This is a genomic window from Aquisphaera insulae, assembly GCF_011064615.1.
GTDB classification, from domain to species: domain Bacteria; phylum Planctomycetota; class Planctomycetia; order Isosphaerales; family Isosphaeraceae; genus Aquisphaera; species Aquisphaera insulae.
In genome coordinates this window covers 113,285-136,845 of sequence record NZ_JAALJH010000003.1, presented here as the reverse complement: position 1 = coordinate 136,845, position 23,561 = coordinate 113,285, and the positions used below count along the sequence as shown (strand labels likewise).

Annotated in this window: 17 protein-coding genes; 11 read left to right on the top strand and 6 right to left on the bottom strand. The window is 67.0% G+C overall.

The annotated features are described in order from the left end of the window. Positions 1-109 precede the first annotated feature (109 nt). Together G6O54_RS02855 and G6O54_RS02850 are read left to right on the top strand one after the other, a co-directional pair. Entirely contained in the window at positions 110-1,351 is a 1,242-nt protein-coding gene (locus G6O54_RS02855) for an MFS transporter (protein WP_250846689.1), read from the top strand. A 78-nt stretch (positions 1,352-1,429) separates the two neighbouring features. Next, positions 1,430-2,287 carry a Cof-type HAD-IIB family hydrolase gene (locus G6O54_RS02850; RefSeq protein ID WP_165219955.1) on the top strand — a complete coding sequence of 286 codons (858 nt, stop codon included), beginning with the start codon at positions 1,430-1,432 and terminating at the stop codon, positions 2,285-2,287. Positions 2,288-2,297: 10 nt separating this feature from the next. Here G6O54_RS02850 and G6O54_RS02845 read toward each other — a convergent pair whose 3' ends face one another. Then, positions 2,298-4,082: a trehalase family glycosidase gene (locus G6O54_RS02845; protein ID WP_165219953.1), complete on the bottom strand. Its 1,785-nt coding sequence runs from the start codon at positions 4,080-4,082 to the stop codon at positions 2,298-2,300. A gap of 271 nt (positions 4,083-4,353) precedes the next feature. Continuing rightward, positions 4,354-5,136 (bottom strand): hypothetical protein, encoded by a 783-nt coding sequence (locus G6O54_RS02840; protein ID WP_165219951.1) that lies wholly within the window; start codon positions 5,134-5,136, stop codon positions 4,354-4,356. Between the two features lie 529 nt (positions 5,137-5,665). On the opposite strand from G6O54_RS02840, the gene G6O54_RS02835 reads away from it, so the two are divergent. The 5 genes from G6O54_RS02835 (at position 5,666) to G6O54_RS02815 (ending at position 12,340) form a co-directional block, all read left to right on the top strand. After that, the gene (locus G6O54_RS02835; RefSeq protein WP_165219949.1) at positions 5,666-6,421 is read left to right on the top strand and encodes a TetR/AcrR family transcriptional regulator; all 756 of its coding nucleotides are present in this window, start codon (positions 5,666-5,668) and stop codon (positions 6,419-6,421) included. 224 nt (positions 6,422-6,645) lie between these two features. Next, entirely contained in the window at positions 6,646-7,824 is a 1,179-nt protein-coding gene (locus G6O54_RS02830; RefSeq protein WP_165219947.1) for an efflux RND transporter periplasmic adaptor subunit, read from the top strand. Positions 7,825-7,837: 13 nt separating this feature from the next. Further along, positions 7,838-11,500: an efflux RND transporter permease subunit gene (locus tag G6O54_RS02825; RefSeq protein ID WP_165220148.1), complete on the top strand. Its 3,663-nt coding sequence runs from the start codon at positions 7,838-7,840 to the stop codon at positions 11,498-11,500. A gap of 103 nt (positions 11,501-11,603) precedes the next feature. Next, positions 11,604-11,921: a hypothetical protein gene (locus tag G6O54_RS02820; protein WP_165219945.1), complete on the top strand. Its 318-nt coding sequence runs from the start codon at positions 11,604-11,606 to the stop codon at positions 11,919-11,921. A gap of 14 nt (positions 11,922-11,935) precedes the next feature. Continuing rightward, positions 11,936-12,340 carry an HNH endonuclease gene (locus tag G6O54_RS02815; protein ID WP_165219943.1) on the top strand — a complete coding sequence of 135 codons (405 nt, stop codon included), beginning with the start codon at positions 11,936-11,938 and terminating at the stop codon, positions 12,338-12,340. A gap of 362 nt (positions 12,341-12,702) precedes the next feature. Here the strand turns inward: G6O54_RS02815 and G6O54_RS02810 are convergent, their stop codons facing one another. Then, a complete protein-coding gene (locus G6O54_RS02810; RefSeq protein ID WP_165219941.1) occupies positions 12,703-13,494 on the bottom strand; it encodes a hypothetical protein in 792 nt (263 codons plus the stop codon). A 206-nt stretch (positions 13,495-13,700) separates the two neighbouring features. Here G6O54_RS02810 and G6O54_RS02805 point away from each other — a divergent pair, with 206 nt between their 5' ends. Beyond that, positions 13,701-14,855 (top strand): hypothetical protein, encoded by a 1,155-nt coding sequence (locus G6O54_RS02805; protein ID WP_165219939.1) that lies wholly within the window; start codon positions 13,701-13,703, stop codon positions 14,853-14,855. Positions 14,856-15,020: 165 nt separating this feature from the next. On the opposite strand, the gene G6O54_RS02800 is transcribed toward G6O54_RS02805, so the two are convergent. Both G6O54_RS02800 and G6O54_RS02795 read right to left on the bottom strand, forming a co-directional pair. Beyond that, entirely contained in the window at positions 15,021-15,500 is a 480-nt protein-coding gene (locus G6O54_RS02800) for an STAS domain-containing protein (protein ID WP_165219937.1), read from the bottom strand. 85 nt (positions 15,501-15,585) lie between these two features. Then, entirely contained in the window at positions 15,586-16,530 is a 945-nt protein-coding gene (locus tag G6O54_RS02795; protein ID WP_165219935.1) for a hypothetical protein, read from the bottom strand. A 567-nt stretch (positions 16,531-17,097) separates the two neighbouring features. Here G6O54_RS02795 and G6O54_RS02790 point away from each other — a divergent pair. Continuing rightward, positions 17,098-17,670 carry an ECF-type sigma factor gene (locus G6O54_RS02790; RefSeq protein WP_165219933.1) on the top strand — a complete coding sequence of 191 codons (573 nt, stop codon included), beginning with the start codon at positions 17,098-17,100 and terminating at the stop codon, positions 17,668-17,670. Then, complete coding sequence (locus tag G6O54_RS02785; RefSeq protein ID WP_165219931.1) at positions 17,660-20,629, top strand: serine/threonine-protein kinase; 2,970 nt, start codon at positions 17,660-17,662, stop codon at positions 20,627-20,629. Before G6O54_RS02790 ends, G6O54_RS02785 begins: the two co-directional genes overlap by 11 nt. 61 nt (positions 20,630-20,690) lie before the next feature. Here G6O54_RS02785 and G6O54_RS02780 read toward each other — a convergent pair whose 3' ends face one another. Beyond that, entirely contained in the window at positions 20,691-21,074 is a 384-nt protein-coding gene (locus tag G6O54_RS02780) for a hypothetical protein (RefSeq protein WP_165219929.1), read from the bottom strand. Positions 21,075-21,530: 456 nt separating this feature from the next. Between G6O54_RS02780 and G6O54_RS02775 the strand changes: the two genes are divergently transcribed. After that, on the top strand, positions 21,531-23,534 hold the full coding sequence (locus tag G6O54_RS02775; protein ID WP_165219927.1) for a DUF1549 domain-containing protein: 2,004 nt from the start codon (positions 21,531-21,533) through the stop codon (positions 23,532-23,534). Positions 23,535-23,561 lie beyond the last annotated feature (27 nt).

Genomic DNA, 23,561 nt, shown 5'->3' with positions numbered 1-23,561 from the left:
GGATTGCGTGAAATTTCACGAAATCTCTTGATTCAAAGGGGCTGTATCCTATGATTCCGCTGGAACGGGAAGGTTCAGGCGGTATCGTGCAGGTTTTGGAAAGGTGGACATGATGTCGTTCCCATGGCTTCGGACGGCTCGCGAGAAACCGGGAGAGTCGAGCCTCGAGCGGTCGAGGTGGGCCGTGCTTGCGATGTTCGCGGTGGACGGGCTGGGTTTCGGGCCGTGGGCGGCGCACCTGCCGACCTTCAAGGACTCGCTCAGGCTGAGCGACGGCGGGCTGAGTGTGCCGCTCTTCGCGATGGTGATCGGAAGCCTGGTGGCGATGCCCGTCGCCGGTCGCCTGATCCCTCGCCACGGGAGTCGGCGAGTGCTCCTGGTCGCGGCCTTCCTCTATGCGATGATCGTCCCGCTGATCGCCCTGGCGGTCGTGGTCGGGGGAGGGCTCCCGCTGTTCACCGCCGCCGCGTTCCTCTATGGGGCCATCAAGGGGACGATCGACGTCTCCGCCAACGCCCAGGCGGTCGGGGTCGAGCGCGAGGCGGCCAGGCCGATCCTGTCGAGCTGCCACGGCTGCTGGAGCCTCGGTTCGCTCGCGGGGGCCGGGGGGGCCGCAGTCGCCCTGCGGCTCGGTTCTCCGCCGCTGCTGACGATGGGACTGGCGAGCGTGGTCCTGCTCGCGCTGACGATCGCCTCGGCTCCTCACCTGCGGACGGGCGACGATGCCGAGGCCGCGGCTCCGGACGGGTCGCCTCGCGGGGCATCGATCTGGCCGAAGGGCCGGCTCCTGCCGCTGGGGCTGCTGGCGTTCCTGGGACTGTTCTGCGAGGGCTCGGTGGCGGACTGGTCGGCGGTCTATCTCGCGGGGACGTTGGGGGTGTCGGCCGCGTCGGCCGCGGTCGGGTTCACGTCCTACATGACCGCCATGACGCTCGCGCGGTTCCTGGGCGATCGGCTGACCCAGCGGCTTGGGCCCGCGGCGGTGCTCCGCGGCGGCGGCCTGCTGGTGGCGATCGGCCTGGGTCTGGCGCTCGCCGGACGAACGTTGCCGGCGGCGATGATCGGCTTCGCGATGGTCGGCGTCGGGCTGGCCAATGCCGTGCCGGTGATCTTCCGCTCGGCCGGGAGCGGGGCCGACCCCGGCGGCGCGATCGCGTCGGTCTCGACGATCGGCTACCTCGGCTTCCTCGCCGGCCCGCCCGTGATCGGCGTGCTCTCCGAGGCGATGGGGCTGCCGGTCGCCCTGCTCCTGGTGGTGGCCTTCGGCCTGGCGATCGCGATCGCCGCGGGCGCCACGCTCGGCCGCGGCGAGGATCGCGGGGCCATCCCGGCCCCTGCCCTGACTTCCTGAGTGGACCGGCCGTCGAGGGGGCGATCCCTCTCCCGCAGGCGGAATCGAATCTGGCTCTAACGGACCGAGGAGAGACCCATGGTGAGAAGCACATTCCCCTACGCACTGGCGGCGATCGACATCGACGACACGCTCGTCGGCCCGGACAAGCGGATCGGCCGCGCCAATCGCCGCGCGGTGAAGCGGCTCCAGGACCTGGGCTGCCGGGTGATCCTGGCCTCGGGCCGCCGGCATGCCAACATGCTGCCCTACTGCGAGGAGCTCGGGCTGGACGATTATGTCGTGAGCAGCCACGGGGCCCGGGTCGAGCACCCGAGGACCGGCGAGGTCCTCCATCGCGCCTGGCTCGCCCCGGAGGTCGCCGCCTCGCTCGTGGCCGAGGGCCTGGACCGGGGCCATACCGTGATGCTCTGGCTGGAAGGCGGCATCTTCGTCCAGGCTGAGACCCACTGGGTGGACGCCTACCGGCAGGCGACCGGGAACGACCACGTGACGGTCGCCGACCTGCGGACCTTGTCGAACCAACCGGCGGAGAAGGTGACCTGGTCGGCCGTCCCCGCGCGGATCGCGGCGGATTTCGCCGAGCTGTCCGCCCGCCGCGACCCGCGGGTCTACGCGATGATCACCGATGACTGGAGCCTGGAGCTGACCGCCGCCGAGGCCCACAAGGCCGACGGCGTCGCGGCCGTCGCGACGTCGGCGGGCATCCCGCGGGAAGCGGTGCTCGCCTTCGGCGACGGCAACAACGACGTCTCGATGCTCTCCTGGGCGGGCCTGGGCGTCGCGATGCCCCACGGCCGCCCCTCCGCCCGTGCCGCCGCCCGCGTCGTCGCCGCCCACGGCGACCCCGAATCCGCCCTCGCCCGCGCCGTCGACCACATCGCCGCCGGGTTCCCGGCGGCGAGCACGGAGTCGGACATGGCGGGGAGTGTTTGAACGCTGCGATCTATTCCATGAGGCCCTTCATCATGGGGTCTTCGTTCCACTCCCGGCGGAACTCGTGGATCAGGGCCTTGACGACCCCGTTCGTCCAGCCGAACCCGTCCTGGACGGCGTATTCTCCCCCTCCGGCGATGACAGCGGGGTCGCAGACGTTGTACTTCTCCATGATTCGGCCGTGCCGCTCGTAGGTGATCCCCACGCAGGCGACGAACCGCCGGGCGATCTCCCGGGCGAGGTCCCGTTCGCCGTAGTTCAGGAGTCCCCGGATGACGACCCACTGGAGGGGGGCCCAGCCGTTGGGCGAGTCCCACTGTTCGCCCGTCTCCAGCAAGGTGCTGACGACGCCGCCTTCCTTCAGGAACCGGTCGCTGTCACGGAGGGTCGCGATCATGCGGCCCAGCCTCGTCTTGTCCGCCGGGTCTTCCGGGTCCAGGAGCTTTGCGAACAGCGGATAGGCGCCGGCCAGGCTCCAGACATCGGTCTGGGCCCTGTCTTCGCGGGAGTAGTCGAAGAACCAGCCGTGTTCCTCGTTCCAGAAGGTCTCGATGATCGCCCGTTTCCGGCGCTCCGCGACCTGTTTGTACTCCGGCTTTCCGGTCCATCGGTGGAGGCTCGTCTCCATGGCGAACAGGAGGGCGTTGAGGTCGACGGGCAAGATCTCGGTCGTGCGGATCGTGTGAAGTTCGCGGCGAATGACTCCCTGGTCATCCGGGATCGGCCGGAACCATCGGCTGCAAAAGTCCCAGCCCGATTCGGCCGAGGCGCGGAGGTGGCGATAGAGGGTTTCAGCCTCTTGATCCGTCTTCAGACCCGAGCGGGTGAACGTGGCGATGTCCTCGTAATACGCTTCGGGTCGGGGCTGGACGCGAGGATGGGCGGACTCGTCCCGGAAGTGATCCCAGTAGCGGTTGAGGACGAGACCGTTCTCGAGCGTGACGACGCGGCCCTGAAAGGTGCCCACCTGATCCATCCAGAACTTATGCTCGTCCTCCAGCATCTCGACGAGCCCGATCGAGCCCCCCTGCCCGTCCGGCACGCGGGCCTGCTCCACGAACTCGGTCTCTCCGTGGCGGGCGAGCAGGTCGAGCATCGCGTGATAGAACGGGGCCTGTGACCGCGTGGCGAAGTACGTCCGGCTGCCGTTGGGGATGAACCCGAGGCGTCGGATCATCAGTGTCTGGTTCCGGACGATGTCCTTGACGAGGTCGACGTGCTTGGACAGGGCTAGCCCCTCGGCGGTGAAGTACGCGTCCCAGTAGAAGACCTCGTCGAACCGCCCCCCCGCCACGACGTAGGGGTAATCCAGCTTCATGAGCGTCCCCTGGAAGGCCGCCGGAGGCATCGACGCGGGGTCTCGCCTCAGGGCATCCCATTCGGCGTCGATGTACGCTTCCAGGGTCAGGCCTGGAAGCTCGAACTTCGAGAACCTCGCCGTCCGCGTGGGGAGTTTCTGGAAGTGGTCGTCGACGAAATCCTTCAGGCGGCTGCGGAAACTGGCGAGGGATTCGCCGAGCCCCCTCGACCCTCCGAACCGGTCGAGTCGGCCGGCGTGTTCTCCGCGAGTTGTTGTCGCGAGTCCTGCTGCGAATCTCTCGATCGGATTGAGGAACGACTCCTCGCAGATCTTCGCGAATCCCTCCAGGATCTCCTCCGTGTTCTCCTCCGTGAGATCGAACTTACGCGGGACCATGTCGGGAAACGTCTTGGAGTCCGGGAAAAGACGCAGGGACTGGACGGCCTCGAAGAGCAATCCCCGTGTGAAAAGCTGGGTAGATCTAGCCTGGTCCATTTCTGCGCATCTCCCTGCGATTTCAGGCAGCTCTTGATAATTCGAAAGGTCTGCCCCCCTCCGCACCAGCCAAGATGTGGAGAGAAACCCCCAGGGGAGATTCGCACGCGGGGATTGCGGATTGCCAAGTAGCTAGGGTCTGTCCGACTCGAGAAAGTGGTTAGCAGAGATCGCGTCGACCGGTTCACTTCTCAAAGGTCAATCCAACCAAGGATGGCTGATTTCGAATTCGAAGATTCGCCATCCTACACCAGCCATGCTCGCAATCAAGTTAAAGAAGCGATCTGAAGCCAAAAACCGCCACTAAAAGGAAACAAAATGTCCAAAAAACACCTAAAATAATCGGCAGGTGGCTTAGTTGAAATATCTCACACCTAAATATGCCGTTGATCGGCGGGTATTTGGTGTCCAGAGCATGTCTCATGAAATCATAATTGCTCAAATAGAATTCCGCGCGTGTTCGCGATCGCGTTTGTTCGATTGATTTAATACAATTTGTCTTGAACAATTTGTCAATGATTGATCTGGTGGTGGCCTGTGGTGTGTGCCCGCTCGTCGTTCCCTGGGCGGTCTCGTCCTCTGTTGGTAAGCCCGAATTTGCGTATTGGAGAAGCCACCACATTTCCAGATAATCAATCTGCTTTCCAGCTAGATAGATTGACCTCCCTATGTATAAACAAAACAATATACCAAGAATGCATATCAGGCCATACATCACGAGAATCTCGATTTTGTCATGATGATTGACGGGCGGGGTGTGAGATATTGTCATTTGGAGAAATCCCATCCGAAAAATACCGGAGACTTCCCCAGGAGATTCGTAAGTCCGAGTCCAAATGAACCCCAGGGCGGCAAATAGAAACGTGTGGGTGGCAAATAGCCAAGTGAAGCGGTGATTCAAGAGGTTGTTCTCGTGCTCGATCCCCGCGCGGACTAGCTTGTAATCTCTGTAGAGCTTCTTGGTGGGCATTCTTGGGTCGCGTGGCGTGGGAGTGCCCGGGGCGGGATCCGTGACGGGTTCAGGTTTGTCATTGGGCAGAATCTTGTCGGCCATCAGAGTTCTCCATCATGTGAGTTAGGGCTTGTTGCCTCGGGCTCATATTATCTGATATACGTGATTGCATGAATGTTGGAAATTAACGGATCAATTGCCCATGGAGCCTTTTGGTGAGTTTGCGGGGGTGTGATGTGCGAGGCAGGCGATAGCGACGAGCAAGTCCGGCCAGGTGGCGGTTCTCGAGTGCGTTTCTAATCATTATTTTATATATTGAATAATATGATGTATTGTTTGGTTTCCGAACAGAGCTTCCGATTCTGCGCGGTCAGCGTTGACCGCAAGGCAGGCTTGGTGTGTTAGTTCGTCGGTTTCATCAACTCGGCGTGCATGAGCGAAGAATCTGCACTTGGGGATTGCCATTGCCACTCCTCTTCGACTTGTTCCGATCACCAAGTCATTCTAAGCGCATCGCCGTCACTAATCGTACCAAAGCGAAACGCCTAAGCGAGACTTCAGCCCCGCCCGGCTGGTTTTTCCTCACCCCCCCAACTCGACAACCCCTCCGAACCGCCCGCATAATAACGGCATGAGCACGCTCACCCGGAAACAGCGCGAGGTTCAGCAGCGGGAGCTGATGCTCCTGGACGTGGCGCGGAAGATCCTCATCGAGCAGGGGTATGCCGGGCTGACGATGGACCGGGTGGCGGAGGCGACCGAGTACTCCAAGTGGACGGTCTATCAGCACTTCGCCACCAAGGAGGACCTCGTCGCCGCGCTTTTGATCCAGAGCACCGAACACCGGCTGGCCCTCTTCACCAGGGCCCTCACGTTCCAGGGCCGGCCTCGCGAGCGGCTCTGCGCCCTCGGGGTCGCCGACGAGCTGTTCACCATCAAGCACCCCCATTCCTTCCGGTCCGAGCAGATCATCAAGATGGCCGACCTGGAGAACCGGGCCTCCGCCGCCCGCCGCGAGGCCATGGAGCGACAGGACGATTGTGTCATGGGCTGGATCCGCGGGGTCGTCGATGAGGCCATCGCCGCCGGCGACCTCGCCCTGCCCTCCCCGCTCACCTCGGGTGACCTCACCTTCGCGATGCTCGCGATGGTCCTCGGCTCCCACAACCTGAGGGTCAATCACGGCCGGATGCTCGAAGGCCTCCTGTCGGCGACGCCGCTCGCCATCCTCCGCTCCAGCATCCACGTCCTGCTCGACGGCTACGGCTGGAAGCCCCTCCAGGCTGAATGGGACTATCCATCCACTTATCTCCGAATCTATGAGCATGCCTTCGCCGACGAACCGGCCATCAAGGCGATCACATCCCTCGTCGAAGTAGCACCTTAGGCATCCTCTTTCCTGGTCCGAGGCCGCCACGGCTTGACTCCTGTCGGTCCCCCCCTTATTCTTGACCTACGAATCGTCGGAAATCGACGGTCCGTAGAACCCCGGTTCCCGGGAGGGACTTCGAAATGGCGACCGTGTCCTCGCTCGGCCTTGCTGCGCCACGAGGCGTTTTTTTGTCTTCGCGACCTACGGATCGTCGGAAAGCGACGATTCGGATCTTGCTCTTGTTTGCGTTTGCGGGCCTGGCCGTCTGGGGACGAGGTTGGGTGGCGGATCGCGTGGCGGCGCGGGCGGAGAAGCCCGGCGCGGAGCAGCCAGCGACGGTCCGGGTGGCGGTCCTCAGGCCGGAACGGCTGGAGGCGGGACTGAATTACCACGCGGCGGTTAAGGAGGTCCAGCGGGCTGAGTTGTCGTTCCGGGTGGCCGGGACGGTCGATTCGTTGCGGGAGGTGGCCGGGCCGGACGGGCGGACTCACACGCTGCACGAAGGCGACGTGATCCCGCGGGGGACCCCGCTGGCGAAGCTCGATGCGCGGGACCACCGCCGCGATCGGGACATGGCGGCGGAACGGCTGGCGGCGGCCGAGGCGAAACGCGACCAGGCGGATGCGGAGGCGGGGCTCGCCCGGGTCGAATGCGACCGTGCGGAGCGGCTCCTCAAGCGGGCCTCGGCCACGGCCTCGGAAATGGACACGGCCCGCGCCCGGGATGCCTCCGCGCGTGCGGCGGTCGCGGTGGCCCGTCGCGAGGTGCAGTCGGCCCGGATTGCGCTCGATCAGGCCGAGGCGAACCTGTCCTATTGCTCGCTGGTCTCCCCTTTCGAGCGGGCGACGGTCGCGTCGCGGTCGGTGGACCTCGGCCAGCGAGTGGCCGCGGGGCAGCCGGCGTTCGTCGTCCATGACCTGTCGAGCGTGGTCATCGCCTTCGGCGTGCCCGACACGCTAGTCGGCCGGATCAGGCTCGGTGCCCCCACGGAGGTCACCAGCGACGCCCTCCCCGAGGAGCGATTCCGCGGCGTTGTCTACAAGATCGGTTCGGCGGCCGACCCCAGGACGCGGACGTATTCGGTCGAGATCCGCGTCGACGAACCCCGGGGGCTACGACCCGGGATGATCGCCACGGTCCACCTTGGCCGAGAGTCGATCGCCCCGCTCCTCCCCCTGGCGGCGCTCGTGCCGAGGACGGCCGGTCCCGGCTGCGACGCGTTCGTCGTCGTGGATGAGCCGAACGGCCGGGTCGTCCGCCGCCGACAGGCGACGATCGAGGACGTCATCGACGACAGGGCGGTCATCTCCGCCGCCCCGACGTCCGGCTCGAGCCAGGTCCTCGCGACCGGGGACCGGGTGGTGATCGCCGGCGTCCACCGGCTGACCGACGGCCGCGCCGTCGTGGTGGAGGAGTAGCCCCGTGGAAGGCATGGAGCCCGCCCCCGCCCCCGCCCCCGATCACGCCCGCCCTTCCCACGGCGACCGCCTCACCGTGGCCCAGTTCTTCGTCTACCGGGGGCCGATCGCCTGGACCCTCCTGGTCGCGACCCTGGCCTGGGGTGCCTACGCCTACACCGCCATGCCGCAGCGCCAGGATCCCCTGATTCAGATCCGCAGCGGCGTCGTGCTGACGTCCTATCCGGGGGCCTCGGCCCAGGAGGTCGAGCTCGAGCTGTCGCGCAAGGTCGAGAAGCGCCTGGCGGAGAACCCGGCCGTCGAGCACGTCCGTTCGGTCAGCCGCCAGGACCTTTCCGTCGTCTTCGTGGACCTCTACGACTCCACGAAGGATGCCCAGGAGGTCTGGCACGATCTCGAGGGCAAGCTCGCCGCGATGTCCGACCTGCCGACCGTGGGCGGCGTCCCGCTCCGGCCGAGGCTCGACAAGGACTTCGGCGACACCGTCGCCCTGATGCTGACGCTCTCCAGCCCGCCGGTCCCGGACTTCGAGATCGACCGCCACGCCGAGGCCGTCGCCCGTCGGCTGGCCGAGGTCCGGACCGCTCGGCCCGAGGGGCTCCGCGACCGCAGGGCCAGCGTCGTGCTCGTCCACCCGGCCGGCCTCGATCCATCGCTGGTGGAGCGTCTTGGCCGGGCGTTCCTTCGCGACCTGGCCGGACGGAAGATCGCCGAGGACGGTCGATTCGTCGGCATGCTCGGCGCGGGGGCCATCGACGTCCGCCTGGCGCCGGGCGTCGATCGGGGGAGGCTCGACGCGGAGCTCACGCGATGGAAGGCGGAGACGCTCGCCGCCGGCCTGGGCCATCCCGACATCTGGCCCCCCGCCATCGTCGAGTCGCTCGACGACCTGCCGGCCGCGCTGCGGCGGGCGGTCCGCGACGAGCCCGGCGGGGTCGCCCGCTACTCCTACGAGCAGCTCCACCGCTTCGCCGACCGGATCCAGGACCGGCTCCGCCAGTCGCCCCGCGTGGGCAAGATCGAGCTGCTCGGCGTCGTCGAGGAGGCCGTCTACCTCTACCTGAGCGGCCGTCGGCTCGGCGCTTCGGGCCTGGACATGCAGACGCTCGGCCGCCTCCTCGCCGCCCGGAACCTCGACGTACCCGGCGGCGAGGTCGAGCTCAGCCGGGGCTCGCTCGTGGTCAAGCCGACCGGCAAGCTGCTGGGCCACGCGGATCTCGCGGACATCGTCGTCGACGGCAAGGACGGCTATCCCGTCTATCTCCGCGACCTCGCCGAGATCGTCCGCGGCTACGAGGACCCGCCGCGAGCCCTCAACTTCCGGAGCGTGAAGGGGGAGCCCGGTGCGGGCGCCGATCGGCCGGCCCCGCTCATCACGACCCGGGCAGTCACGCTGGCCGTCCGCCACGTCAAGGGGACGCACATCGCGGACTTCTCGCGCGACGTCGACGCGGCGCTCGAGTCCCTCCGGGGCGTCCTCCCCGCCGACCTCCGGGTCGAGCGGACCAGCGATGAGGCCGAGCGGGTGGAACGGAAGATCCACGAGTTCGACGACTGCCTGATCGAGGCCGTGGTCATCGTGGTCGTGGTCGCGCTGCTGTTCATGGAGTGGCGGAGCGCCCTGCTCGTGGCGCTCTCGATCCCGATCACTCTGGCGATGACCCTGGGGGCCTGCGCCGCGGTCGGGATCGACCTCCAGCAGGTCTCGATCGCCGCGCTGATCATCGCGCTGGGGCTGCTCGTCGACGACCCGGTGGTGGCCGGCGACGCGATCAACCGGGAGATGGCCCACGGCGCACCCCGGGACGTGGCCGCCTGGCTGGGCCCCCAGAAGCTCGCCCGCGCGATCCTCTATGCGACGATCACCAACTGCGTGGCCTTCCTGCCGCTCCTGCTGGTGACGGGCGTGGTCGGCGAGTTCATCTACTCCCTGCCGGTCGTCGTGACGGCCTCGCTGGTGGCCAGCCGGATCGTCTCCATGACGTTCGTGCCGATGCTCGGCCGGATCATGCTGCGGGGCCAGCTCGGGCTCGAGGCCGGGCTCGCGGACGGCGGCAAGGGCTCGCGGTTCGCTCGGCTGTACAACGGCTTCTCCGAGGTCTGCATGGAGTACAAGTGGACCTCGCTGGCCGTCTGCCTGATCGTCCTGGCCGGGGGCGCCAGCCTGATCCCGCTGATCGGCTCCAGCTTCTTCCCCAAGGACCTGCACAACGTCTTCACCGTGGACCTCTTCCTGGCCGAAGGCTCGCCGATCCGGCAGACCAAGGAGGAGGCGATGCACGCGATCGCCGAGATCGACGCCCTGGTCGGCGACGAGGTCGAGTCCTACACCACCTTCCTCGGCGCGGGGGGGCCGCGATTCTGGCTCTCCGTCGTCCCGGAGCAGCCGGCGCCGCGATACGCCCAGATCATGGTGCATGCGAAGGATCGCCACCGCACGGGCAAGCTCGCGGAGAAGCTGGGCCGCGAGCTGCCGCCGCGGATCGCGTCGGCCCGCGTCCGGGTGAACCAGCTCGAGACCGGCCCGCCGATCGGCATCCCCGTCCAGGTCCGCCTAACCGGCCCCGACCTGGCCACGATCCGCCGCCTGGGCGAGCAGGTCAAGGACCTGATGCGAGAGCATCCCGGCGCCACCGACGTCCAGGATGACTGGGACCCGGAGATCTTCCGCCTCGGCCTGAAGATCGACCCCGACCGCGCCAACGCGGCGGGCGTGACCAACGAGGCGGCCGCGACCGTGGTCCACGGCGCCGTCTCCGGTTCGACCGCAACGACGATCCGCGAACGCGACCGATTAATCCCGGTCGTCCTCCGCCTCCGGCCCGACGAGCGGAGCCGCGTGACCGACCTGAGCACCTTGAGCGTCCCGGCCACCGAGGGTTCGCGGGTGCCGCTCGACCAGATCGCCGCCTTCCGCGCCGAGGCCGCCGCGCCGAAGATCGCCCGCCGCGATCACGAGCGGTGCCTGACCGTCAAGTGCGACGCCGCGCCGGGTTTCCTGCCCAGCCGGATCGTCGAGCACCTGGAGAAGCGACTCGCCGCGGTGACGCCGTCGTGGCCGGCCGGCTACCGGGTCTCGTTCGGCGGCGAGAAGGAGGAGCAGGCCAAGGGGTTCGCCTCGATGCGAGTCGCGATGATCGTGTCGATCCTGTCGATCTACGTCGCGCTCGTCCTGCAGTTCAATAGCGTGACGAAGCCGCTGGTGGTCTTCGCCGCCGTCCCTTTCGGGATGGTCGGCGGCCTGATGGGCCTGCTCCTGTTCGACGTCCCGCTCGGGTTCTTCGCCCTCCTCGGACTCTCCTCACTGGCCGGCGTGGTGATCAGCCACGTGATCGTGCTCTTCGAGTACATCGAGGAGGCCCACGAGCGCGGCGAGCCCCTCCGGCGGGCGGTCATCGACGCCGCCCTCGTGCGACTTCGCCCGGTCCTCGTGACGGTGCTCGCCACCGTCGGCGGCCTGGTCCCCCTGGTCATCCGCGGCGGCCCGCTCTGGGAGCCGCTCTGCTACGTCCAGATCGTCGGGCTCCTGCTGGCGACGCTCGTCACCAAGGTCGTGGTGCCGGTGCTGTATGTCCTCTTCGTCGAGGATTTCCACCTGATCCCGTGGGAGGAGAAAGGCGTGACGGCCGAGCCCTCAGCCACGGATCAGAAGACGCTGGGGCTGGCTCCGGCATGACTCGCGGGGCACGGCCTGGCTCTTTCAGGATTGGGCGGGTCGACCACCTCCGTTATGGTTCGATGGCTTTCCCAGACCAGCACTGCTAGGATTGAGGGCGTCTATGATTTCAGGAGAAATCGAGATGAGCAGGACTCTTGTTGACGCAAATGAGGCTTCGATCCTCAAGCGAGTCTTCAGGCCCGATGGACCAACATTTTCTCCTGAGGCGGCGAGGGAACTGCTGGCCCTCGATTTTGACCAGGTTGACAAGGACCGCATGCGCGAGCTGTCCGCCAGGGCGAGAGCCGGGACTCTCACCACGGAAGAGGACGCCGAAGCGGGACGATATGAGCTCGTCGGCCATTTGCTGAACATCATCCAGTCGAAGGCTCGGCGATCACTGAACGAGTTCCGCAAGGGCCAAGGGGATCCTCGCTGACGGATCGAGCACACATGGAACGCGCCCTGGAGGAACTCGTCTGGCGTCGGGCGGGCGGCCGGTGCGAATACTGCTGTGTTCCACAGTTGCGAGACAGGCTTCCGTTTGAGATCGACCACATCATCGCGGAGCACCATGGAGGATCGACGACAGGTGGTAATACCTGCTTATGCTGTTTCGCGTGCAATCGTCACAAGGGCCCGAACATAGCCGGGATCGATCCGAAGTCACGTAAGATCGTTCCGCTCTTCAATCCTCGACGGCACAAATGGTCCCGCCATTTCCGCTGGGATGGTCCACGACTCGTGGGATTGACGCCGGCCGGCCGGGCGACGATCCAGGTGCTCAAGCTCAATCTGGACTACCGCGTGGAGTTTCGCCGGGAACTGATCGATGAGGGGGATTTCCCTCCGGAATAAAGGAAGGCTTCGTGTCGCTGTCAGCAGGTGCGACCGGAGACTTCACGAAGCTGGAGTCCGTAACGGACAAGCCTCTCGTCTCCCCCTCATCCGGGGGGCCCCGGAATGAGCGGTTACACAACCTGCACCATCGAGTCTGTTCCTGGACGGGGACGGGAGGATGATACGGCCTGGCGTGATCCAGGGACCTCGTCCCGCAGTCGGGGCAACGCGCCGGCAGGAGGTGCCGGAGTGTGTAGAACGGCACGTACGCCGGGATGAGAGCGAACAGCGAGACGACGGTCTTCTCCTTCCCGGTCAGTGACCGATCCTCGCGGACCGCGCTGTACGCGGCCAGGAAAGCACAGACGTAGACGTTGAGTTCAAGAAACGGCCCGATGCGTTTCATGTCCGCCCTCCTGTCCGTCCCCGCTTTCGGCCAGACAACGGGCGAGGTCCCGGAAGGTCCGGAGGTCGCCGAACTCGACTCGCTCGGGCGGCAACCCGGCCGTGAGCCAGCTCCCGGCCCATCCGACCAGAAACACGACGACGCCGGCGATCGTCCATCCTGGGCCGAGGAAGAGCCCCGCGATCAGGAGAAGCAAGCCGATGCAGGGGATGGCAAAGGAAGACGCCTCGTACCAGGGCATGCTCACTCCGACTGCCGGGAGTGTGTTCGGGGCCAGGCGAGAGATCGGGCCGAGGAAGACGGCGGGATGCCGGCGGGTGTAGTCGTGGAGGGGCGTCGAGGGGGAGACCTGATCCACGTCGGTCCCCGCCTCGCGGAGCAGGGAACGGATCGCGAGGAAGGCCCCTGCCGGTCGGCAGGAGCGGCCCAGGGTCGTCAACGGCCTGATGACCGGTCGCGAGGCCCCGGTCGCAATGAACTCGCAGACGTCCCGGAGCGTCTGCGATCGGGCGGGTTCCAGGACAGCTCGCCAGGACGCGTCCGGGCGTCCCAGCCGCCACTCCTGGTCGAGCGCACGGCCGAGCCTTCGCCAGTCGACCAGGTCGCACGCGTCTCGCCATTCGGCGACCGTGGTCTCGAACGTCAGCGCGACACTCGGATCGGCCTCGGGATCAAACCGGCACTGCTGCCGATGCGAGTCGCGAATCACGTCGAGCACGTACTCCGGCGTCGCCGGGACGAGGTCCGTCGTCCGGTCGTCCTTCATGAGTTGAACCTCCCTCCATCTGGGCCGTTTGGGGCCGGCCGACTTCAGGCTACTTCTCGTGAAGGATTGATGCAATCTCGCCGACGCCGGGCATGCGGGACGTTCCGCCGAGGTATAATGTGGCGCGTCTCGAATCGTGGAACAAGTCGGCCGCTCGGGCGGCGCCAGCGGGACGAACGCCGAGGACTCGAGCCTGGGGAGGACGAATGCTCCGCCGTGACTTGCTCCGGTCCTCCCTGGCGGCTCCCCTGAGCCGCTGGCTGGGGCGATTCGTGCCGCTCGTTTATCCTCGCCAGCGCGTCGAAGATCGGGACGCGGCCGAGGAGTATTCCCGGGCCGTGGACTGGGTAAGGGCCCTGGGTGACGACGACCGCCGCCGGCTCCGCGAGTCCAGGACCGCGCCCCTCGACGACCCGCGCATCGTGGACCTGATCCGACGAGCGGACTCGGTGCTTGGTCGCCTGCGCGCGGCGGCCGGCATCGACCGATGCAGTTGGCGCGATCGAGCGATCACCAGCTCGGAGCAATTGAATCGGGGCCAAGTCGACGTCATTCATACCCAGGTCATCCGCGTCGCGTGTCTCTCCGCCCGGCGGCACATGGCGGCGGGTCGCACGGCGGATGCCCTCGACGATCTCTTCGCCGGCTGGACGCTGGCCCGCCGGCTCGGCGAGGCGGGCGTCCAGTTTGCACGGCTACTGGAGTGCGGCGGCGAATTCTACGTGATCGAAACCCTGGGCGAGATCCTGCCCGCGCTGGGACGTCTCGGCCTGGACGACCTCGTGAAACGACTCGACGCCTTCCCCGCGGCTGCGCCGGCCTCGGCGTCCATCGGGCCCGAAGCGCGCTTCATGCTGGCGCCGCTCCGTGCCAGGCTCGCGACGGGCAAGCCGGTATTCGACGTCGCCGACTGGGCCGACGCCGGATGGGACGAGAAGGAGTCGGGACCGCTCCTGCGGCTGGCCGGCGGCGATCGAGCGAAGGTGCTTGTGCATCTCGAAGCGACGACTCCGGCCATCGAGGAACTCGCCCGTCGTAGCGACCTGCCCCACCCGTCCTGGCACGCATCGCTCGACGAGTTCGCCGCGAAGGAACGCGAGGTCCACCCGATCGCGGCGAGCTTCGCGGGGATCGCCAGGAACATCCGGCGGCTGGTCGATCGGATGACCGTCAACCGCGCCCTGCTCCGTGCCGGCATCACGCTCGTCCGCGACGGAGAGCCCGCCTTTCGCGCGGTGGCCGATCCGTTCGGTCACGGCCCATTCGGCCTCGACCGCGAGGGGAACGGCTGGCGGATCCGGTCGGCGCTCCATGACGAAGCGCCCGCGGAGGCGAGCCTGCGGATCGGCTCGCGGGGGTGATGTGAAGGACGGGGCCGATCGCGATGAAACAGGCTCATCGCTCGACCCGTCCCCAACGATCGTCCCTCTCGACCCTGGGCCAGGCATGCGAGGTCACACCAGAGGGCCGATCCCGCGATCCTGGCCTGAGATTCGGACGGATGCAGATCCTGCCTTGCCGGCGCCTTATCGGAGCAAGAGGCCGAGGGCCTCGGCCTCGTCGGAGCAGATGTCGAGGACCTGCTCCAGCCTGCTGAGGTGAAGGATGTCGCGCGTCAGCGGGTCCAGGCCGCAGGCCAGGACCCTGCCGCCGCGTCCCAGGACCTCGCGGCAGAAAAGAGCCAGCACGCTCAGCATCTCGCTCGAAAGGTATCGGACGGCCTCGAAGTTCAGCAGGAATCGCGGGTTGCCGGGTGTGTCCAGGAGACGTTGCAACTCGGCGAGGGCCTCGCTCGCGGCGATGTCGCCGAGGTGAAGCTCGGCGCCGAGGCGGATGATCAGGGTCCGCTCGATGAGCTGCTTGCGGAGCGGCGATGGTCGATGAAAGCTCTCCGCCGAGGCGGGCGGGTGGGCGGGCGTAAGCTGCGGGGCTCCCTCCCCACGGGCCACCGTGCGGTCATGGAAGTCGTGCCCGTTCGTGACCTTCGAAGTATTGGACCACATCATGCGTTCTCCGGGTCGGTTGGTCGGGTTCTTGGGGGAGGGGCAATCGTCACGCGGCCTGGCGCGGGCGGTTCGAATGCGAGGCGACTCAGCGCCCCGCGAGCCGAGGAGCCGGCTCCGCCATGCGGAGGTTCCGGATCGGTCTGGCGGACCGGCGAGCTTGGTCGCCGAGGAGGCGCGATCGCTGATTCACGAGGACGAGATGAAGCTCCCTGTAGAGATCCTGCTCCTCGGGGCTGACCGCGGGGGCGAGCTGGAGATGGAACCGCGACATGAGCTGCACGACGTCCGCCGTGGTTGTCGCGGGATGACCGTGCACGTAGCGGATGATCTCCACCGCATCGGGTTCTCGGAGCATTCGGGATGCGGCGGCGAGCCCTTCCAGGAACGAACCGGCGTGGTCCCGCTCCCGGGCTGTTCCGGACGAGAGGCTCCGTCCGACCTGGTCTCGCAGTGACGCCACGGCCTGATCGAGCGCTGTCGTCGCGGCCGACAGCGGCATACCGCCGGCAGCCCGCGCCAGGCTGTCGTCCACGAGGCGCTCGACGGCTTGCCGCTGCCGGGCGAAGCTCGGATCGAGGAGGTACCCTGGCCAGCGATGGCTCACCCGAAGGCGGCCGGGGGCGATGATCACGTTGTGGGCGCGATTCAGGATGAGCGGCATCGGATCGCCGACCGCACGGGGCAACGGCAGGGCCAGGGCTCGGAGGGCCGAGGGACTGACCTCGGGGCCGGTGAGATAGCGGATGAGCGCATTGGGGGCGTCGCCCGAATCGATGTCTCGAATCTCGGGATGAAAGAGCAGCCGATCCTCGATCAGCGCCCGGGCTCGGTCGCATCGGAGCTTCCGTCGCTCGAGGTGGTCCCCGCGCCTCCGCACCTGCTCGAGGTAGCAATTCCACGCATACTGGTTGACTCGCATCGCCGTGTCGGCATGGATCGACTCCGCGATGGCCCCGTCGTGGAGCAGGCTCCCGGTCCCGCGGGCCAGGTCGCCCATCCCCGAGGCCGCATCGGCGAGGCCGTGGAGCATCGCGCTCTCCGGCGTTTCCGCGGTCCAGGTGCCCCAGAACGGCCAGCCGGAGCCCCATCCCCAGCCCCAGCCGGGCCAGCCACCCCAGGTCGTCCTGGGAGGTCGGGGTGGCCCACCCGCGCGGCCCTCGAAGGGGGCGGCGAGGAGCCACGTCGCTGCGAGGCATGCGAGCCAGGGTCGGCTCCTCCGCCCGCGGAGCGCGCCGCAACCTGCTCCCGGGTATCCAGTCTCCCGCTCGCTCGGCTTCGTCCGAAACATCGATGGTGTCCTCTCGCGATGAAGGGGGCACGGCGTCGCGATGGCTCGCCGCGGCATGGGTCGAGAATCCCGCCATCAGTCAGATGGCCTGGGCGTGCCCCGATCCCTCATCGAATCTCAGGAATCGTGAGAGCCAAGGGGGGGATCGCCCGCGCCCGCCCTGGTGTGAGGATGAGGCGTCCTGGACCCCGCGCGTCGGGGCGGGGTATGAGGCTGGAATCCGGCAATCGGGGTGGGATAGAATCCAACCGCATTTCTCCGCCGGATCGTCCGCCCGCGGGCCGGACCGCCTCGCTCCAGGGGGAGCCCATGGATCACGAGTCGTCTTTGACCCGATTGCTCGACGACCTCAAGAATCGCGACGCGGCGGCGGCGGAGGCGCTCTGGGACGCCTACTACGGGCGGATGGTCAGCCTGGCTTCCGGATATGTTCACTCGCGGGGTGCGCCGCTGGACGCCGAGAGCGCCGCCGGGAGCGCCATGGCGACGTTCGTCCTCCGCGTCCGGGAGGGCCGGTTCCCGGACCTGAAGGATCGCGATGGGCTCTGGGGGCTCCTCTTCGTGCTGACGATCCGCAAGGTCATCAAGCGGATGCGGCGGCGGTCGCGACGGCCGGAAGTGGCGTTCTCGGACCTGGGCGATCTCGACAACGAGGATCTCGATGCCGTCCTCGGCTCGTCGCCCGACCCCGCGGTCGTCGATGCCCTCTGGACGGAGTTCCTGGAGGCGCTCGACGGCCGGCGGCGGCGGGTGGCCCGGCTCAAGCTCGAGGGCTTCTGCAACAACGAGATCGCTCGGGACCTGTCGCTCTCCGAGGCCACCGTGGAGCGGGACCTTCGCAAGATCCGCGAGACCTGGACGAGGTGGGATCATGTCGCATGACGGAGAGGAATCCACGCTCGATCCGACGGGACGGCATGGCCTCCCCACGACCGACGGCGGTACGGGCTCGCCGCCCGGAGGCCGCGGCGAGGACACGGTCTACGATCGCTTCGAGCAGTCGCTGCAGGCCGGAGGCTACCCCCGGATCGAGGACGTGCTGGGTGAGGTCCCGGAAGACGAACGGGCCGAGCTCCTCGGCGACCTGATCGCCCTGGAGCTGACGTATCGCCGGCGCCGTGGTGAGACGCCCCGGGAACAGGAATACCTCACGCGGTTCCCCGGCCACGAGCCGGCGATCCGCGGGGCCTTCGCGGCCACGCCCGATCCGCGCATCGCCCTCCACTACGGGGCCCTCGCCCTGGGCCTGGGGCTGGTCTCCCGGGCCGATCTGGAGTCCGCGATCGGCGAGTGGGTCCGGGCCAAACGTCGGCCTATCGGGGAAGTCTTGCTGGGGCGACAAGCCATCCGCCCCGACGGGGCAAGCCTGCTCGACCGGCTCGTCGTAGACCACCTCAGGCTTCATGACGACGACCCGCTCCGCGGCCTGACGGCGATCGGCCTGCCCCCCTCGGTGCGCGCCATGCTCGCCGCGATTGACGATCCCGAGCTTCGGGCCGCCGTCTCGACGCTTTGCGTCCCCGAGGGCGAACGGGAGAACGGCGCGCACCGATTCCGGATCGTCGATCCCGTGCCTCGAGAAGGGGGCCAGGGCGCCGTGTTCAGGGCGGTCGACGAGCAATTCGGGCGGATCGTGGCCTTGAAACAGGTCCGCCCGCGGTTCGGGTCCGACGCGACCCTGGAGGCTCGCCTCGAGCGGGAGGCCAAGATCACGGGCCGGCTCGAGCACCCGGCAATCGTCCCGGCCTACGCCCGTGGCCGCCTGGATGACGGGCGTCCCTATTACGTCATGCGGTTCATCGACGGTCCGACCCTGCTCGATGAGATCCGGGCGTTCCACGGCGACGGCGGTCCGCGATCGCCGGCGGAGCGGAACCGCGCCCTGCGGAGGCTCCTGGGCCAGTTCGTCGCTGCCTGCCGGGCGATCGACTACGCCCACAGCCGCGGGGTCATCCATCGGGACGTCAAGCCGCACAACGTCCTGCTCCGCGATCATTACAAGTTCGGCGAGACCCTCGTCGCCGACTGGGGGCTGGCGACCCTGCTGGACCCCGAGCACGAGGGCGATGGCGGCCCGGAAGACGTCTGGTCCGGCGAGGTCACGATGCCTCAGGCGGAGGGCGTCGTCCAGGGGACTCCCCAGTACATGGCTCCGGAACAGGCGGAGGGCAGGGCCACGGCATCCAGCGACGTCTTCGGCCTGGGGGCCACGCTCTATCATTTGCTCGCGGGGACGGCCCCGTATCCGCCGCGGGCGGACTGCCCCGACGCGCCCGGTGTGATGCTCGAGCGGATTCGACGGGCCGACTTCCCCCCGCCCCGCCGCCTTAATTCGCGGGTCCCCCGCGTGCTCGAGGCCATCTGCCTCAGGGCGATGGCCGCGAAGCCCTCCGATCGCTATGCCTCCGTGAAGGAGCTGGCCGACGACGTGGAGAGCTGGCTCGCCGGCGAACGCGTGTCCGCACACGATCCGATCTCGGCCCGTTTCTACCGGAGCGTGCACCGCCATCGCGTCCTCGCGACGGCGATGGTCGCCGGGCTCCTGCTGGTACTGACCGGAGGCGTTTTTTCGCTTCGACTCGTTGATTATTCGATGCTGCTCGATGCGTACAAAGCCTTGCTGAGCGATTACGTCCGGGTGTCCATGAAGACGATGGCTAAATCGAATGCTCCACAGGCGAGGGATCTGCAAGGCCGAATGGCGCGTCTCTACGCTGATCAGGCTGATCAACTCCTCCACCGGATGAAGGAGGATCCGAACCTGGTGCTGCCCGTCGCCGACGTCCACCATGGAGCCGGCGCCCTCTTGAGAGTGGCGCGGGATCTCGACGGGGCCCAGGACCAGTATTCTCGCGGCCTGTCGCTCGTCGAGCAGAAGCGGCCCGCTGGTCCGGCGAACGAAACGGCGATACTCGATATTTATAAGCTTGTTTTTATGTGTGACCAGGCGGAGACTTCCAGGATGGCAGGTCGGTCACAGGAGGCGGGTTCGCTCCTGGACCGTGCGGGGAAGTTGTTGGAGGTCATCCGGAAATCGCCCGTTGACCCGTCGACGGTGGCCATGTACGACGCCAATGTTTGCGTCTATCGCGGCGCCTTCAAGGCGGACGTCGACTCACGGGCCGACGCCTTTGAGGAGTACAGTCGCGCCGTGGAGATCCTGGCGGGGATTCATCCCAAAAATCCAGAGAATTGGGGCCAGCGATCCCTGGCCATCCTGGGAATGGCGGAAAGCTCGCCCGGGCCAGAGCCTCCTCCCGGACTGGAGAAGGAGATCAACGAGATGATCCCCGAGTTGAGAAACCTGGACTCCCCGCCTAACCCGAGCGTCGATGCCCGGTTCTTCCTCGCGGAGATGCTGCATCAACGCGCCCGCCTGGAAAGCGCGTCGATCAGGCACCGCGATTCTTGCGACGCGGATTTTCGGGAAGCCATCACGCTCCTTACGGACCTGGCGGAGCTTGCCCCTTGGCATGAGGGATATGCGCTGGCCCTGGCCGCGGGACTTAACGACAGGGCTGACTGGCGGCTTGACGGAGGTGAATCGCGCAGAGCTGACGAGGACGCCCTGACCGCGCTCTCCGCGGTCTCCACTCTGCTCGAGGGATCCGAGGCTGAGGCATCGACACGCCGGAGAGCCCGACGCGAGACGGGTCGTTCGCTCTTCAATCTGGCGAGGGTGGCAAAGGCCCGCGACGACGTTTCTGGTGCTCGAACCTGGGTCACCCGCGCGATCGCTATGCTCTGCGAGAAGGGCGGCGAACCGCTCGCGACCGATCGCGAGCGGTTCGCCGCCTACTCATCCTGGAGCGAACAGCTCGGCCGGCCCTCCGTCCGCTGACGAGGGATTAGGGAAAAGGGGCGCAGGCTCCGTCCGTCGCCGCGACGGGAGGGGCTGTCTCTTATGGTGCGGTAGGAGCATAGGGGTTTGACTTCGGAGGCAGGGGAGTCGGTGTGATCGGAGTTCCAATATCACCGGGACCGGTTACGGCGAGCAGGGCCTTAGGGGCCGCGAGAGTATCCGGGCCTTCCTTGACCGCAATGACTTCCCAGTTCTTATCCAGTAGCCAGATCGTCACTTTACGGAGTTTCTGGTCCTCCGTCAGCGATTTCCCGGGCGATTCCAGGAGTCTTTCAGGTGTTAGGGGTCTCGTGGAGGAAAGGATGGCGGTGACCTCCGTTGACTGGGCGGGCTTTTTCACATCGAAGGCGACGAATGTCGGGCGTTCTTCTCGGAAGGTCACAACAACGAAGCTGCATTTCTCTAGATTCTGACCCTTGATCACGACTCGCCTGGGCTCTCGTGGGCGCATCTGGAAATCCGGCTCGATTGTGATCTTCGAAGCCGAGTAATCATGGGGACTCTGGCCTCGCACGGCTCCTGGCGGCCCTCCGACGATGCAGATGACCGAGGCAAGGCAGAACACGATGGACAGGAGGCTGGTAGCGCCCATGTGCAGGTCCTTAAAGAGAGGCGGTCCTTGCCTGTCGTCGAGAAATGGGGCAACAGATTTTGACCGAAATCGTTGAAATGAGGATGAATATCAGAGTTAGCGTATCGGAGAAGCAAGTCAAGCAAAAAACTATGGGCTAAGCTCCGCATAACTGACCTTCGGTTGTTTCCGAAGCAACAGTCTTCAGCGAACGGTGATACCTCGGGCGAAACCTGGGGTTCAATGGAGTGAACACTCGGAAACGAGCTGGCAGGGGACGAGATGGAGTCGCGGCGGGGGGATCGATCCATGAGTGAGAGTCGAGGCGATCGGCGGGGTTGGGTGGGTTTCCTGCGAGTCGTGACGATCGGCCTCGCGATCGAGTTCGTCGGCGGGGCGGTCCACGCCCATCAGGACTCGAATAAGCCCACGCCCCCTGCCCCCGGGCAGTCGGAAATGTCACGGGACACGGACGGCGAGCAAGCCATGAAGGATGAGCCGGCCGCAACGCCGGCGAAGTCCGGCGCGGGCGAATCGCGGGAATTGCTCAAGGCCCTGCGCGATCTGAATGGGGCCGTCCGAAAGGACGCGGCCGACTCGAAGCGGCAGGCGGCGAAGACCCCGATGCCGAAGCGGCCGGCGAGGACGGTCACGCCGCCGACGCTGACGCCGGCGCAGCTCGACGCCATGCTGGCGAGGTTCCTCAGGGAGAAGAGCCCGAAGGTTGAGCCCGCGCCGCCGACCAGCGACGTGGAGTTCGTCCGGCGGATCCACCTCGACCTGGCCGGTTCGCCGCCGACTCCCGAGCAGGTGGCCGTCTTCGTGAACGATCGCGCCAAGGACAAGAGGGCGAAGCTCATCGACGCCCTGCTCGAGAGCCCCGGCATGGCCCAGAACTGGGCCCGCTACTGGCGGGATACGATCCGGTTCCACGCGACGAACCAGAACCCCGGTCAGGTCCGCTACGACCTGCTCGAGGAATGGCTGGAGGCGCAGTTCCGCAAGAACCGGCCCTGGGACGAGATCGTCACCGCGATGATCACGGCGACCGGCCGGGTGGACGAGAACGGCGCCGTGGCCTTCTCGCTCGCCAGCGAGGCCAAGCCCGTGGAGATGGCCGGCGAGGTCTCCAGGCTCTTCCTGGGCGTCCAGATCCAGTGTGCCGAATGCCACGACCACAAGACCGACTCCTGGAAGCGGCAGCAGTTCCACGAGCTGGCCGCCTTCTTCTCCGGCACGCGAGCCCGCAACGTCGAGCGCGGCATGGCCGGGCAACTGCCGGTCTTCAGCGTGGAGGCCGTCCCTCGCGCCCGGTACGCGATGCCCGATCTCGCCGACCCCAAGAAGCAGATACCCGTGGCGCCGAGGTTCTTCCTGGCGTCCTCCACCAAGGAGGTCTCCAGCCTCCCGGAGACGCTCGACGCCCCCGGCCGGCGGGTGCTCGGGGCCTCGTACATCACGGGCCAGGACAACCCCTGGTTCGCCCGGGCCTTCGTCAACCGGATCTGGTTCGTGCTCATGGGCGACTCGTTCTATGACCTGGTCGATGACATCGGGCCCGAGCGGACCCCGAAGGCGAAGGAGGTCGTGGAGACGCTCGCGGACCAGTGGCAGAAGGGGGGCTATGACGTCCGCTGGCTGCTGCGGACGATCACCAACACCGAGGCCTACCAGCGTCGGGTCCGCTCGACGGCCAACCCGGCGGGCAAGGCGTCGTTCGCCGCCGCCTGCCCGAGCCGGCTCCGGCCGGACCAGATCGCCGATTCGCTGGTCCAGGCGCTGGGACTGCCCGAGGACCTTCGGCCGGCGCCCCTCCCCGCGGACGGGAAGAAGGGGAAGGCCGCCAAGGGTGCCGACGGCAAGACGCCGGTGGCGAAGGTGAAGAACCCGGCGCAGCTCGCCCAGGCGACGGGGCTCGGCGGCGCCCCGATCCAGGGCAAGGGCGCCAACAAGCAGGTCCGTGCCGGCGGCCCCCGCGCCCTGTTCGGTGCCCTCTTCGCGATGGACCCCTCGGCCAGCCCGGACGAGATCCTCGGGACCATCCCCCAGGCCCTCTTCCTGATGAACGGGCCGCTCGTCCAGGCCCGCACGCAGGCCCGGCCGGGGACCGTCCTGGCGGAGATCCTGGCGTCGTCCTCGAGCGATCGCGAGGCCCTCAACCGGCTCTACCTGCGCACGCTCTCGCGGCAGCCGAACGCGAAGGAGGTGGAGACCTGCTCCGCCTATATCGGCCGGGTCGGCAACCGCGCCGAGGCGTTCGAGGACATCAACTGGGCCCTCGTCAACAGCACCGAGTTCATCTCGCGGCGGTGAGCGTCTACGATCCGGAAGCACCAGACC